This is a genomic window from Candidatus Arsenophonus phytopathogenicus, from assembly GCF_056113345.1.
In genome coordinates this window covers 17,306-31,745 of the sequence record NZ_JBUIOB010000015.1, presented here as the reverse complement: position 1 = coordinate 31,745, position 14,440 = coordinate 17,306, and the positions used below count along the sequence as shown (strand labels likewise).

The following is a 14,440-nucleotide window of genomic DNA, read 5'->3' as shown; positions in this document are numbered from 1 at the left end:
GCTTACAAATAAAAAAATAACTGATGCTCATTAATTGCATCAGTTATTTCTGATGGCGCATTCTGCACTTCATCCTATGAAATAGCAATATTTTTTTAATTTTTAATAAAAAAATTAGCTAACTGTTACCATGAGTATAGCTAGCTAACTTTTTAACTCAAAATGATTTTAAAAGTTATAATTTAATCCTAAATTGTAACGGCGGCCATCTAATAGGGCTTTATTATCATTATCCACTAAACGCCTATCTAAAATATTATAAACTCCTGTGAATAAAGAAAGATTTTTGCTCTGCGCGTAATTTATTCCCAGATCAACAAAGGTATAAGAGGGTAATTCATTCGCCATCGATGACCGAGAAAGATATTGATTGGTTCTACCACGGAAATTTACCCGTGTCCAAGCTTCTAATTCAGTGGTTACCTGCCAGCTTAACGATGCATTCGCCATATACTTAGGTGTTTGACTAAAGACTTGGCCCTTAAAATTGCCACTTAGTTGCTCAGAATCTGAGTAGGTGTAATTGGCTGCCATTAATAGATGATCCATAATTTGCCAATCAAATGTCACCTCAATACCACGCAAATTTGCCTTATCAACATTATCACGTGTACTTATAAAATCATATTGACTGCCATTGGGAATAATCGCATTACTACAAGCGGCTAATTTATCGCCACAGAGACGATATTCCATAATTTTATCTTTAAAATCAGTATTAAAAACTGTTACTCCGATATTCAGGTCATCCTGATTATTCCATAACAAACCAATTTCCTGACCAATACTTTTTTCCGGTTTTAAATTTGGATTACCGAGAATGATCCCTTTACTTGTTTGGCCACCAGTTATTTGTCCCCAGTTAGGCGCCACTTGGCGTAAATCAGATGAACGATATCCGGTCGAAACGCCACCTTTAAGTATCCATTGATCATTGATATGCCAAATACCATATAAGCGAGGCGTCCAATGTGCACCAAAATTCTCATCTTTATCCATTCTAATACCAGCGGTTAAGCTGAAATCATTGGTGATCGTCCATTCATCTTCGGTAAATAATACCCAACTCCAACGGGTTAATTTATTAACATTGGCCGCTGTCGGTAATTGGTTGTCTTGATCATGTAAATCTTCATAACGATACTGACCACCTATACTGAGCTTATGTGAATCTAAGTCAAATACTGTCTGGTTTTTAAGTAAGTTATCATTATATTTCATCTTTCTACTTGGGTCCTCTGATTCATCACGTTGAATAAATGTATCCATTGAACCCCATTGATAATTACCGTTATGCGTCAATGCATAGTTATTACGTCGATAAGTGGTATTATCATCTTCACATGACCGTTTAGTGCAAGCACTGGTTTTACCAATCGTCGAGTCACGTTGCTGTTCATCGTGCTTTAAATCCAAATCAAAATTATTCTGCTCATCAGGAGTAAATAAGAATGTTACCCCAGCATTACCCATTGACTGTTTCTTATAACCACCAACAAATTTATCTTCATTACGATGGGAATAAAGACCATTCGCTTTCATTCCCAACACACCGTCAATTAATGGGCCGGCCAGATAAAAACTACCCTGACCCGAATTGCCCGAATTACTAGGTTCAGCGATAGTTGTATCCGCTCGCAAACTACCATGCCAGGTTTTACCTATTTTGCGAGTAATGATGTTGATCACTCCCCCCATGGCATCTGAGCCATAAAGTGAAGACATCGAACCAGCCACAACTTCGATACGTTCAATCGCAACCAAGGGCGTCAACCAGCCTTGTTCTATGCCAGAGCCATCACTATTGGGTCGGGTATTGCGTGTATCTACCCGTTTGCCATCAACTAAAATCATGGAGTGCTACTTGCACCCCCTATCACATGAACACTAGGCAGATCCTTTAATGCATCAGTAACATCACGATAAGCCTTATCTTCTAATTGTTTTCTTTCTATGACTGAAATAGATGCAGGCGCATCTTCAATTTTTTGCCGAAAACCAGCTGCAGTAGTGACAATAATGGTATCTCTATCTTCAGCAGCATAACCGGCAGCAGAAACAAACGTGATAATAATAATTAACGTTAATTTATTTTTATTAAAAAAATTCATTCCCTATTCTCCAAGAAATACCCGGATTATTTATTAGTCAGATAATCGACATACACTCAAATGCCAGTGAAATTAATTTCCCCTGTCTTTTTATTAATTTTTTATTTCACTCGAAAAGCACGGACTAATTAATTTGATATTTTTAATTAGAATAAATTAGCGGCTAATCCATCGATTAATACTTGAGGAACCCCTTGCGAACAGTGCTCAATGCGTCCAACTACACCATAAACATCAGCCAGATTTTCAGGTGTAATAACCTCTCGAGCCGCACCTTCTGCAACCAGAACGACCTTCTTTTAACATTAATATGTGTTCACCGTGTCTTAAGGCAATATTAATATCGTGCACAACAACGATAGTAATAATATCTCTGCGCTTAGTTTCTTTAGCAATTAAATCCATAACATGAAATTGATAATTTAAATCCAGCGCACTTAATGGTTCATCGAGTAACAATAGCTTTGGTTGCCGAATAAGTGATTGTGCCAAACCCACTAGCTGCTTTTGCCCACCTGACAGCTGATCTAAATAACACAGTGCCAGATGCTCTATGCCTAATTGCCGTAGTAGTTTCATAACCTCTAATTGGCAAATTTGATCGCAATTTCCGCCGGCAGCACGTTGGGCAACAATAATCGATTCCAGCACATGTAAATGAACACCATTTGGTAATGATTGCGGTAAATAAACCACTTGTTTGGCACGTTGAGCAAAATTCATCGCCATTAAATCCTGCCCATTCAACCATAACTGGCCAGCAGCGCTATTTAATCCAGCTAAAGAACGCAATAACGTAGATTTACCACTACCATTTGGGCCAAGTAAAACGGTAATTTTTCCAGTTGGTAAAATATCTGTGGATAAATTTTGGATCACCGGACATTTAGGATAACCTGCATTAAATTGATTTATTCGTAATCCTTTTATCATTAAATATTACTTCTATGTCGCAAGATCATACTTAAGAAAAAGGGAACACCAACCAAAGGGGTGACAATACCAACAGGTATAATGACGCCTGGAATAATGTTCTTTGATGCAATCGAAGCTAGCGATAACACTAAAGCACCAATTAAGGCACTGGCCGGTAAATAAAATCGATGATCTTCGCCAAACATCATGCGAGCAATGTGAGGAGCGACTAAACCAATAAAAGCAATAGGGCCGACAAAAGCAACGGATAAAGCCGCCAACATACTAATTCTTAATAATGTCGCCAAACGCAACCGACGGACATCAATACCAAAACTGATTGCACGATCTTCACCTAAACGTAGCGCAGTTAACTTCCAGGCACTCATGATGGAAATGGGAAAAATGAACGCAAAAATGGCGGCCATCATTGCCAGCTTAGTCCAGGTTGCTTTTGCCAAACTGCCCATTGTCCAGAAGACTAGTCCCTGTAAGGTATCTTCCGTGGCAATAAATTGCATCATCGAAACTAATGCATTAAAGGTAAATACTAATGCAATACCAAATAGTACCACGCCAGAAGTTGCAATACGGGTCCAACGGGTGATCGCATCTAGCATTAAGACCGCTAGTAAAGCAAAAATAAAAGCATTAACTGAAATAAACCATTGTTCAGGGATACCGGCAATGCCAATGCCAGAAACGATCGCTAATGCGGCGCCAAAAGACGCGGCACTAGAAACACCTAATGTGAAAGGACTGGCTAGCGGATTATTTAAGATGGTCTGCATTTCAGCACCCGCCACTCCAAGTGACATACCAGCAGTGACAGCCATTAATGCATAGGGTAAGCGAATATCCCAAACAATCACCTGAGTACCAATATCAACACTCGCTGGTGAGACCAATGTTTGCCATAACTTGGCTACTGAAAGACCTGATGGCCCCAAGGTAAAATCAATCACTAATGACAGCACAATTAACATAATGATTACCATCATCAATATAATACGGCGTTTCAATATATATTGATAATGAGCCTTAATATTTATGCCATCATGATTAACTTGCTGCTTAATAGCTGACATAGGTTCAGTTGTCATACTCATTGAAAATAATTACCTGCTTTTTAATGAGTCTTGACTAACCCAGTAGATGCCCGTTGGCTCTATCGCTAAAAATTGACGATATAACTCTTTCATCGTAGTTTGCGGATCCAGATCGGCAAATTTATCTGGATAGAACCATTTAGCAAAAACTTGTGTCACGATAACGTTATAGGGCGAATTATAATAATTGTGCCAAATAGCATAACTGCGACCATCTTTAACGGCTGTAAGGGTATTGATACCTTTACGCTCGGTTATTTTGCTTAAACTAGTTATGGCTGCTTGCTCTGACGATAAAGCACCTAATTGTACTCCTAACTCTTTGCTGCCAGGCATCTTGGCTCCACTGGCAATATAAATTGCAGGATCATCAGCAATGACCTTATCAAGGTTCATCATCCCTAATGGTCCGGGTAACGCATTTTTGGCAATATTTCTCCCACCGGCTAAATCAATAAAATTGCCCATATTACCGTTTCCTGCCGTACCACAGCAGTCTTCGGACGAGCCCGCTCTTAATTCAATAAAAACAGTGGTTTTTTTATCGTTAGCAATTTTATTGGTAATATCCGTTACTAACTTAAGATTTTTTTCATAGAAATTGGCGTATTTTTCAGCCTGTTGCTCCCGATGCAAAGCCTTACCTAATAAGCGAATACTCGGTAAAGTATTTTTTAGTGGCTCACTACAAAAATCAACAAAAACAACTGGTACACCAGCCTTTTCGAGTTGCATGACCAATTCACTATTTTTGCCTGGACCGTGCCCGGATAAACCAAAAATAGCAATATCAGGATTTAAGGTTAATACTTTTTCCGCACTAACACTTTCAGCACTGGTATTACCAATTAAAGGAATTTTGTCAATTTCTGGAAACTTGGCTTTATAAACCGCATATGATTGTGGATCAAGTTTACGAAAATCACCTTGCCAGCCAACAATGCGCGCTAAAGGTTTATTTCCTTCCAGTAAAGCAATCGCATGAAATAAACGTCCTTCTCCCAACAGAATGCGATTTACCTTCTCCGGTACCTGAACAGTGCGACCCGCTACATCAGTAACCGTTACTGACCATGCGGCAAACGATGTCATTAACGTTACACCCGCTAATAAACAACCATTAACGCCCTTGGTGATAAAACTACACGCAAACTTCACTTGATTGCCTCTCCATTCAACTGATCCAATTTGCGCGTAACAATAAAGCAAATAATAATTATTATCAATACGATTATTGCTAACGTTACTTTTTTTTATTTATTCTTTGACCTAGGTAAAAAAATAACGCTCGGCACACCCATAAAATGCGTGTGCCTGGATAGAAAATTGATAGGATTTTTGACAATTATTTGTTTAGATTTTCATCATATTCAGGAAAATCCATCTGCCGATAATGAACAAAATGGGTTTTCTTGACGAGTTTATAACCAAACCATATGACCAGGAATAAAGGGATACCAATATAGGTGGCAATAACACCATACCAGTCAATCTTGTCTGCTAAAAATGCCTGATAATTTTGGCCTAATGTAATGACTAAACAGAGAACAAAAGCAAAAATAGGGCCAATAGGAAAAAAGCCTGAGCGATAGGGTAATTTATTTAAATCATAGCCTTGCAACATATAACCTTTACGAAAACGATAATGGCTAATAGCAATCCCTAACCAGGCAATAAATCCGGTCATACCTGAAGTATTCAGTAACCATAAGTAAACAACCTGGTTGCCAAACATTGAACTTAAAAAACAGAGTGCTGCCACAACGGTAGTTGCAATCAAGGCATAGCGAGGAACCCCACCCGGTGATAAGCGTGAAAAGATTTTTGGTGCTTTTCCTTCTTTAGCCAAGGTAAATAGCATTCGGGTAGAAGCATACATCCCTGAATTACCAGCGGATAATACTGCCGTTAAAATAACCGCATTCATGACGGCAGCCGCAGATAGCAATCCGGCGTTTTCAAAAACCAAGGTAAAAGGACTAACACTAATATCAACCACCTCATTAAGCAGCAAGCGTGGATCCGTATATGGGATAATTAAACTGATCACCAATATAGCAAAAACATAGAATAACAAAATCCGCCAAAATACTTGGCGCACCGCTTTAGGAATATTTTTACCTGGATCTTTAGATTCCCCAGCAGCAATACCAATTAATTCCGTACCCTGAAAAGAAAAACCGACGATCATAGCAACCCCAATCATTGCCGAAAAGCCTCCCACAAAAGGCGCTTCACCAATCTGCCAGTTATGCCAGCCAGCATTTTCTGCTCCACGAAAAATGCTAATAATCATTAATACGCCAACCACAATAAAAATAATGACGGTAATGACTTTAATTAAAGAAAACCAATACTCTGCCTCGCCAAATCCTTTGACAGAAATATAATTAAGTATAAAAATGATAAACAGAAAAATCGCACTCCAAATCCAGCCATCAATCTCAGGAAACCAGTATCCCATCACTAATTGCGCAGCAGCTAAGTCAACAGCGATAGTGACCGCCCAGTTATACCAATAATTCCAGCCAAGAGCGAAACCAAAGCCTTCATCAACGTATCGAGAACCATAAGTAGAAAACGAGCCAGAAACCGGTAAATAAGCCGCAAGCTCTCCTAAACTGGTCATCAAAAAATAAACCATTAAACCAATAATAATATAAGAGAATAAAGCACCACCTGGCCCGGCTTGTGCTACCGTTGCGCCGGAAGCAACAAATAATCCGGTACCAATAGAGCCGCCAATAGCTATCATCGTCAAATGACGTGCTTTTAGTTCTCGACGCAATTTTTTTGTAACGCCCTGTGATGTATGTGTTGATTGTTCTGACATTAATGACCTTTTATTCAACGTGGATCTTAACGTCAGTGATTGTAACAGACAGTGTTACTATAAATAAGCATCTATTCTCAGTTATAAGATACCTTCATAATTGACTAAAAATTATTAGTGTTGCGCAGGATTCTTGATATTAAAACTTTACTGACAATATTCTAACAAAAGTAACAACGACTTAGATAAATGCTTATTTTGATGATGAATTAAATATAATGTACGTGAAAGTTCGAGTTTATCGATATTTAACGCAACCAATAAGCCATTTTTTAATTGCTCTTCAATTGTGAGTGAAGATAAACAACTTATTCCCATGCTATTCATAACAGCATACTTAATGGCTTCAGAATTATTAAATTCAATTAAAATATTGCACTGAGTTAGTTTACTCAATAACAGTTGATCAACAATATTGCGGGTTCCTCAACCGCTTTCACGCAAAATCCAGCCCACATTTTCTAGCTCATGTTGCTTTAATTGACGGCCTGCAAGTGGGTTATTTGGCGCACAAAATACCACCATCTGATTCTTTTTTCCATGGTATAGTGATCAATTCTGATTCATAACAGCTACCTTCAATTAATCCTAAGTCAACCCTGAATTCTTGTACCGCTTTAATCACTTCCGCAGTATTATTTATTAATAATTCAAAAGGAATAGTCGGATTATCATGACGATAATGTACCAATTTGCCTGGCAACATATAGTTACCAATTGTCGTACTTGCTGCCAATTTTACGGCTCCTAAGCCTTTTTTTGAAATCTGTTCAACTTCTGCCGCCTGTTCAAGTAACGAGAATACTTTTGGATATAATAGCCGACCATATTCATTAGTAACTAAACGTTTACCAACTCTATCAAATAACTGCACCTCAAGTTGGGACTCCAAATCTGTTAAAGCAGCACTTACAGCTGATTGGGATAATGACAATGATTGAGCAGCCTGTGTTGTTGAGCCACATTGTAAAATTTCAATAAAAACTTCAAGTTGTCTAAGGGTTATTCGCCTAACAATGCTCACTTTATTAATTAATCACATCAATCAAGCTATCATAATAATCTAGCCAACTATTAATCGGCCACTTTTATTAATAGATAATGAAAAAATAATCTATTTTAAAGATAGATACTAATGATATATGCTTATAACAGAATGAGATAATGCATATTGCATAAACCTATGGTTAAAACAGTTATGGCAACACCTATTAAGCATAAAAATTTTAAATTTATCCCTGGCTTATTATTAACGGGTTTTGTAACTACTATTGCCATTTATCTTGGTAATAACGAATGGTTTGCCAATATTGGACTAAGTGCTCTAAGCTTGGCGATTTTATTGGGCATTGTGATTGGAAACACCGTTTATTTTGCCGTAAAACCCGTTTGTGATGAAGGGATCAGATTCGCTAAACATTATTTATTAAGAACCGGGATTATTTTGTACGGTTTTCGTTTGACATTTCAACAAATTATGGATGTAGGCACGATTGGTATTATGACCAATTTAATTATGCTAACTTCTACATTCTTGATTACGCTGTTACTGGGCAAATATTTTTTGAAGTTGGATAGTCAAACCACCATTTTGATTGGAGCCGGTAGTAGCATTTGCGGAGCAGCTGCGGTTTTAGCAACAGAGTCTGTCATCAAAACATCGGCAGATAAAGTTGCCATTGCGGTAGCAACCGTCGTTATTTTTGGTACCTTGGCTATTTTTCTCTATCCGTGGTTTTATCATCTAAATCAAATACATCACTGGTTTTCACTTGATCCGGCTCAGTTTGGTATTTTTGTTGGCTCGAGCGTTCATGAAGTTGCTCAAGTGGTTGCTGTTGGCCATGCGATCAGCCCTGAGGCAGAAAACAGTGCGGTGATCAGTAAAATGATCCGCATTATGATGTTAGCACCATTTTTATTGATATTATCGGGTTATCTAAATCGCAAAATGATAACTAGCAATTTATCGCAATCAAAGCCCACTATTGTGATCCCTTGATTTGCAATAATTTTTATTATCATTGCATACATAAACTCTTTTCATTTATTGCCACAAATTTTAGTTCAATCCATTATTACCCTTGATACTATTCTATTATCTATGGCGATGGCTGCACTTGGATTAACTACACATATAAGTGCAATTCGACAAGCCGGGATCAAACCACTGGTGATGGCTTTGTGTCTTTTTGGCTGGCTAACTATCGATGGGTTATTTATAAATTCATCGATGCAATCTATTTTTCAATAAAATCCGATAAAATTTTGTTTTTTTATCTCCCCTGTCGTTAACAAACAGACATTATTCATGCCTAAATGACTTAAGCCTATGCATTTCATTTTTTAAGCCAATAGTGTCATAATTAAAATAAAATTAGGAGAAAAAAATGAAATTTGTTGGAGCCCACCTCAGCGCTGCTGGCGGTGTTGATCAAGTCGTACTTCGTGCCCACGAAATCAATGCCACAGCCTTTGCTCTTTTCACAAAAAATCAGCGTCAATGGCAAGCTCCGCCACTAAAACCGGAAACAGTTGAACAATTCAGACTAAATTGTGAAAAATATGGTTTTGACCAACAGCAAATTCTGCCACACGACAGCTACCTTATTAATTTAGGCCATCCTGAAACTGAAGCACTGAAAAAATCACGTGCCGCTTTTCTGGATGAAATGCAACGCTGTGAGCAATTAGGTATTAATTTGCTCAATTTTCACCCAGGTAGTCATCTGAATAAAATTAGCGTTGATATATGCCTCGCCCGTATTGCTGAGTCAATCAATATTACTTTAGCGCAAACTAAAAATGTTATTGCCGTGATTGAAAATACTGCCGGTCAAGGCTCTAATTTAGGATTTAAATTTGAGCATCTGGCAGCGATAATTGAAGATATTGAAGATAAACAGCGAGTTGGTGTTTGTTTGGATACTTGTCATGCTTTTGCTGCAGGTTACGACTTACGAACAAAAGAAGCTTGCTATAATACTTTTGCCCAATTTAATAAAATTGTCGGTTTTCAATACCTACGAGCAATGCATTTAAATGATGCCAAAAGCCAATTTGCCAGCCACGTTGATCGCCACCAAAGCCTAGGAGAAGGTAATATCGGTTACACAGCTTTCAGCTATATTATGAAAGATAACCGCTTCGATAATATACCTTTGATCCTAGAAACCATAAATCCTGAGCTCTGGCCTCAAGAAATCGCCTGGTTAAAGTCGCAACAATAACCAATCTTCAGCAAATGTATCGTTCTTACAATAATAGATGAAAATTAATCTAGTACGGCTATTTTTTATTGGTAAATAGCCGTAGTGTATAACTATTATTGTGATTTTATGATGTAAAAAAATAGATCAATATTGCATTATTGTCTGTTTAATCATCATCTCACTAGGCAATTATTTATAAAGCTGAAAACAAAATTAGATCAATAAATTAGCAGAAACCTTTTTATTAATTTATCAAAATCAACCCTCGATCAAATACAGCATCCGAACACTAGGGTTAAAACCAATTTTAACTAACTGGCAAAATATTAATTTACTTAAATATCATACCTAATGTATCATCAAGCTAGTACACAAAATCAATAATAAAAGAGGCAGTTATAGTAATGGCTAACGAAGTAATACAAAATATTAAACGCCCTTCCATATTTGGTGGTGCTATGATCATCGCTGGCACTGCCGTCGGTGCCGGTATGTTCTCCATCCCTATTGTCACTTCTGGCGTCTGGTTTATCGGTTCAATCATTTTATTAGTTTATACTTGGGTATGTATGTTTTCTTCTGGTTTAATGATTTTAGAAGCCAACATGAATTATCCTTCTGGTGCAAGCTTTCATACCATGGTTAAAGATTTACTTGGCACACGCTGGAATTTCCTAAATAGCATTTCAATTGCATTTGTTCTTTATATCTTAACTTATGCTTATATTTCAGCCGGTGGATTGATCATCACACATAATCTTAATAAGATCATCCCCATAAATCACCCTATGGCCGGTTTATTATTTAGCTCATTGATCGCTTTTGTTGTTTGGCTATCGACTAAAGCGGTTGATCGTCTAAGTACAATTTTGATTGTCGGAATGGTTATTACTTTTATCATGTCTGTCAGTGGCATGTTTAATAGTGCTTCATCCACCATCTTATTCAACAAAAATAGTCTGGATACAAATTATTTACCTTATGCATTTATTGTTCTACCTTATTTACTAACCTCTTTTGGCTATCATGGTAATGTGCCCGGCTTAGTGAAATATTATCATAAGGAAATTAAAGCGGTTGTTCTTAGTTTGTTATATGGCACTTTTATTGCTTTAGTCATTTATATCTTATGGCAATATGCCATTCAAAGTAATATACCGCGCACTGCCTTTAAACAAATCATTACTGAAGGTGGTAATATTGACTCGCTATTAAAACAAATGGATCACAGCACTAATAACAATATTATAAAACAGTGTTTAAATCTGTTTTCTTATATGGCTCTTGCAAGTTCATTTTTAGGTGTGACACTTGGGCTGTTTGATTTCATTGACGATTTTTTTAAATTCAAAGATAATAATCTAGGCCGTTTAAAATCCGCTTTGATAACCTTCATTCCTCCTACCCTTTTAGCTTTATACTACCCTGATGGTTTTATTCATGCTATTGGTTTTGCTGGTCTAGCGGCAACTATATGGGCAGTAATTGTGCCGGCAATGATGGCTAAAGCGAGCCGAAAAAAATTTCCCCATGCAGTTTATCATGCACCTGGCGGTAATCTATTAATTTATTTTGTTATATTTTTTGGTTTGATTAACGCCGTTATCCATATATTAGCGCTATTCAGTATTTTGCCTGTTTATAAGTAGCGCTTCGATTGCCAAGATTAATTTCAACGCCTCATACTTCGTGCTAATAGTTGTCATGAGGCAAATTCTTAGTAAGCATCACTTTGTATTCTAATTGCCGGTAATTTTATTATAAAATTGGGATTATAATTACTTAATGAAAGGAACTCATATGGCTAGAACGAATGAAATAAAACGAGGCTATGCGGTAAGCTTAAATGGTAAGTTACTATTAGTAAAAAAATATTGATATTCAGACACCAAGTGCACGAGGTGCTAGCACACTCTACAAAATGCGTTTTACTGATATTAAAACCGGACAAAAAGTTGAAGAGCGTTTTAAGGGTGATGACAATCTAGAAACAATCCATTTAACTCATCGGGCAGTAAGTTTTTCTTATGTTGAGGCTGATGAATATGTATTCATGGATAATGAAGATTTTACTCCCTATAGTTTCAATAAAACAAATATAGAAGAAGAGCTTTTATTCTTTACTACTTCAGGAACACCTGGACTGCAAGTTTTAGTAATGAATAACCAGGCTATCGCGTTAGAACTTCCACAAACTGTCGATATGGTAATTGTAGAGACAGCACCAAGTCTCAAAGGAGCATCAGCCAATGCAAGAACAAAGCCAGCTATGATGGCAACCGGGCTAATAATACAAGTTCCAGAATACTTATCCATCGGCGAAAAAATTCGCATTCACATTGCAGAACGCCATTATATGGGCCGTTGTGACTAAAATCGACAAAAATTAAACGATAGCTGCTCTTACTTAGAGAGCAGTTATATTAAAAAAATAAAAGTGACTAACTTAAAAATAAAATCAATCATAGCTAATTTCCAACATACCCTGTTTTTTTGTTTTTATTAAGCCACAAAAAACGGGTTTTACCATATTTAATTAGTGATTTTTGTCGCTGATTAGTTAATAAATCCATACTTATCTTCTGGGTTGCCATGTTTCCAGCATTATCCCAACAATTCGTTTCTAGCATAATATCATTTACAATATTTTGACAGGCAGGTACAGTAATAGCGCCATAAAAATGAATTACACCGCCAGTATCTGATTCACTATAAACTTGAGATGATAAAGTTAATATCAGTAGAGATATAAAAAAAATTTTTATTTAAATAATAGGGTATCTTAGGCTGGGCATTGCCATATTTTTTATATAAAATCATAAAAAGTTTAATCCTGGTCAATAAATAAAATTACTATTAAATATTTTTATTAAAAAATTACTGAGAAATTGCTAATGATTTATTAAAATAACATTTACTACTATAACTCAATATCTTGTTGAATCATGAAATATGGCTAACCGCAAAATTCCACATAAGATAGCTTCTATGTAATATCAAATTGTCTATTTTATCGTTTTAAATATAACAACTGATTACTCATCTTTATTAAAATATTTTGTTCTTTATTAATCATTTTAATTTAACCGCTATTTAAATTTATGGCTCTCTCGTCATCACGACTATTTGTTTAATATAACTTTATTATAATAAATATCACAAATATCTAACTGATAAAGTCAAAAATAATTTAGTAAAGTAAAAACAACGTATTAGAGAAAATTTTTAAAATAACAATTTCTATATTTATACAAAATTGAATAATTTTCTGGTACTGAAAAACAGACTAAATTTTATTAAAATTTAACAAAAAAATAATAAATCAACAAAATATTACTAACAAATTTAGCTTAATTTTCTATTAATTAGCTAATTTTAATTGCTAATCATCAATATACTGATTTTTTAAATAGTATATTTAGCTAAAATATTAAACCTTTTATTCAATAAGCTTATTTACATCGACACTAGTTATTTAATCAAAAAATTTTTATTTTTTGTAAATTAATACAAGAAAACTCGCCATTTTTTATTTCCTTGTATAAACTTGTTTATGTTTAACATATCAATATATTTGAAATAGGTACTCAATCATATACATTTATATAACGAACAATAGTGATGATATTTTAACCTTTAGCTAACAAAATAAAATATCGTCAAATTTACATTATACCGAATACCCACATAAAGATAACAAGGGATAAATCAATAATGGTTAAACTTCAACCGTTACTGAGATACTGTATGAAGCCTACTCCAACACTAATCATTACTTTATTACTATCCGCTTGTAATTCACCAAACTCACCGCTATATAAAACACAATCTAACTCACTTTATCAGGTATCACAAGCCGAGTTTGAACAATTAGTACGCAATGTGGAAATTAAAACAAAAATATTAGAGCAGTATGCAAACTGGAGAGGAGTCGCTTACCGTTTTGGTGGTACAACAAAGAAAGGTATTGACTGTTCAGCCTTTACTCAACGTATGTTTAGTGAGCAGTTTGGTGTTGATTTACCTCGCTCAACAGATGAACAACAATATACCGGCCACTGGGTCAGGCAACAAAATTTACGCCCTGGCGATTTGGTTTTTTTTAGAACCGGCCCAACTAATCGGCATGTCGGTATTTATATTGGTAATGATAAATTTGTCCATGCCTCAACAAGTAGCGGTGTAACAGTTTCTGCAATAAATGATGATTACTGGAGTAAACGTTATTATGTAGCTCGTCGAATCATTGATACGTATTAA

The 14,440-nt window shown here is 36.0% G+C and carries 7 protein-coding genes and 5 pseudogenes; 5 read left to right on the top strand and 7 right to left on the bottom strand.

Features of this window, described 5'->3' with window-relative positions; translation table 11 throughout:
• Nucleotides 1–168 precede the first annotated feature (168 nt).
• The 6 genes and pseudogenes from AC01GB_RS02415 to AC01GB_RS02390 all read right to left on the bottom strand — a co-directional run bounded on the left by AC01GB_RS02415 (nucleotide 169) and on the right by AC01GB_RS02390 (nucleotide 7,986).
• Nucleotides 169–2,111: pseudogene (locus AC01GB_RS02415) on the bottom strand (ligand-gated channel protein).
• A 146-nt stretch (nucleotides 2,112–2,257) separates the two neighbouring features.
• Nucleotides 2,258–3,044, bottom strand: a pseudogene (locus AC01GB_RS02410) (ABC transporter ATP-binding protein).
• Nucleotides 3,044–4,135: a FecCD family ABC transporter permease gene (locus AC01GB_RS02405; protein ID WP_474450134.1), complete on the bottom strand. Its 1,092-nt coding sequence runs from the start codon at nucleotides 4,133–4,135 to the stop codon at nucleotides 3,044–3,046. Before AC01GB_RS02405 ends, AC01GB_RS02410 begins: the two are co-directional and overlap by 1 nt.
• 9 nt (nucleotides 4,136–4,144) lie before the next feature.
• Entirely contained in the window at nucleotides 4,145–5,227 is a 1,083-nt protein-coding gene (locus AC01GB_RS02400; RefSeq protein WP_474450310.1) for an ABC transporter substrate-binding protein, read from the bottom strand.
• 253 nt (nucleotides 5,228–5,480) lie between these two features.
• Nucleotides 5,481–6,968 carry an amino acid permease gene (locus tag AC01GB_RS02395; protein ID WP_474450132.1) on the bottom strand — a complete coding sequence of 496 codons (1,488 nt, stop codon included), beginning with the start codon at nucleotides 6,966–6,968 and terminating at the stop codon, nucleotides 5,481–5,483.
• A gap of 147 nt (nucleotides 6,969–7,115) precedes the next feature.
• Nucleotides 7,116–7,986, bottom strand: a pseudogene (locus tag AC01GB_RS02390) (LysR family transcriptional regulator).
• A gap of 165 nt (nucleotides 7,987–8,151) precedes the next feature.
• Between AC01GB_RS02390 and AC01GB_RS02385 the strand changes: the two are divergent.
• From AC01GB_RS02385 to efpL, 4 genes and pseudogenes are all read left to right on the top strand, one after another.
• A pseudogene (locus AC01GB_RS02385) lies at nucleotides 8,152–9,222 on the top strand (YeiH family protein).
• Between the two features lie 136 nt (nucleotides 9,223–9,358).
• A complete protein-coding gene (nfo, locus tag AC01GB_RS02380; protein WP_474450130.1) occupies nucleotides 9,359–10,198 on the top strand; it encodes a deoxyribonuclease IV in 840 nt (279 codons plus the stop codon).
• A 386-nt stretch (nucleotides 10,199–10,584) separates the two neighbouring features.
• Complete coding sequence (gene mtr / locus AC01GB_RS02375) at nucleotides 10,585–11,829, top strand: tryptophan permease (RefSeq protein WP_474450129.1); 1,245 nt, start codon at nucleotides 10,585–10,587, stop codon at nucleotides 11,827–11,829.
• A gap of 151 nt (nucleotides 11,830–11,980) precedes the next feature.
• Nucleotides 11,981–12,554, top strand: a pseudogene (efpL, locus tag AC01GB_RS02370) (elongation factor P-like protein EfpL).
• A 94-nt stretch (nucleotides 12,555–12,648) separates the two neighbouring features.
• Here efpL and AC01GB_RS18075 read toward each other — a convergent pair.
• Entirely contained in the window at nucleotides 12,649–12,867 is a 219-nt protein-coding gene (locus AC01GB_RS18075) for a hypothetical protein (protein WP_488656427.1), read from the bottom strand.
• A 1,027-nt stretch (nucleotides 12,868–13,894) separates the two neighbouring features.
• On the opposite strand from AC01GB_RS18075, the gene mepS reads away from it, so the two are divergent.
• A complete protein-coding gene (gene mepS, locus AC01GB_RS02365) occupies nucleotides 13,895–14,440 on the top strand; it encodes a bifunctional murein DD-endopeptidase/murein LD-carboxypeptidase (protein ID WP_474450127.1) in 546 nt (181 codons plus the stop codon).

Bases quoted from the DNA above. Each gene is read 5' to 3' on its own strand.
- AC01GB_RS02395 (WP_474450132.1), bottom strand. From the start codon at position 6,968: ATGTCAGAACAATCAACACATACATCACAGGGCGTTACAAAAAAATTG.
- AC01GB_RS02400 (WP_474450310.1), bottom strand. From the start codon at position 5,227: ATGACATCGTTTGCCGCATGGTCAGTAACGGTTACTGATGTAGCGGGT.
- mepS (WP_474450127.1), top strand. From the start codon at position 13,895: ATGGTTAAACTTCAACCGTTACTGAGATACTGTATGAAGCCTACTCCA.
- nfo (WP_474450130.1), top strand. From the start codon at position 9,359: ATGAAATTTGTTGGAGCCCACCTCAGCGCTGCTGGCGGTGTTGATCAA.
- mtr (WP_474450129.1), top strand. From the start codon at position 10,585: ATGGCTAACGAAGTAATACAAAATATTAAACGCCCTTCCATATTTGGT.
- AC01GB_RS02405 (WP_474450134.1), bottom strand. From the start codon at position 4,135: ATGAGTATGACAACTGAACCTATGTCAGCTATTAAGCAGCAAGTTAAT.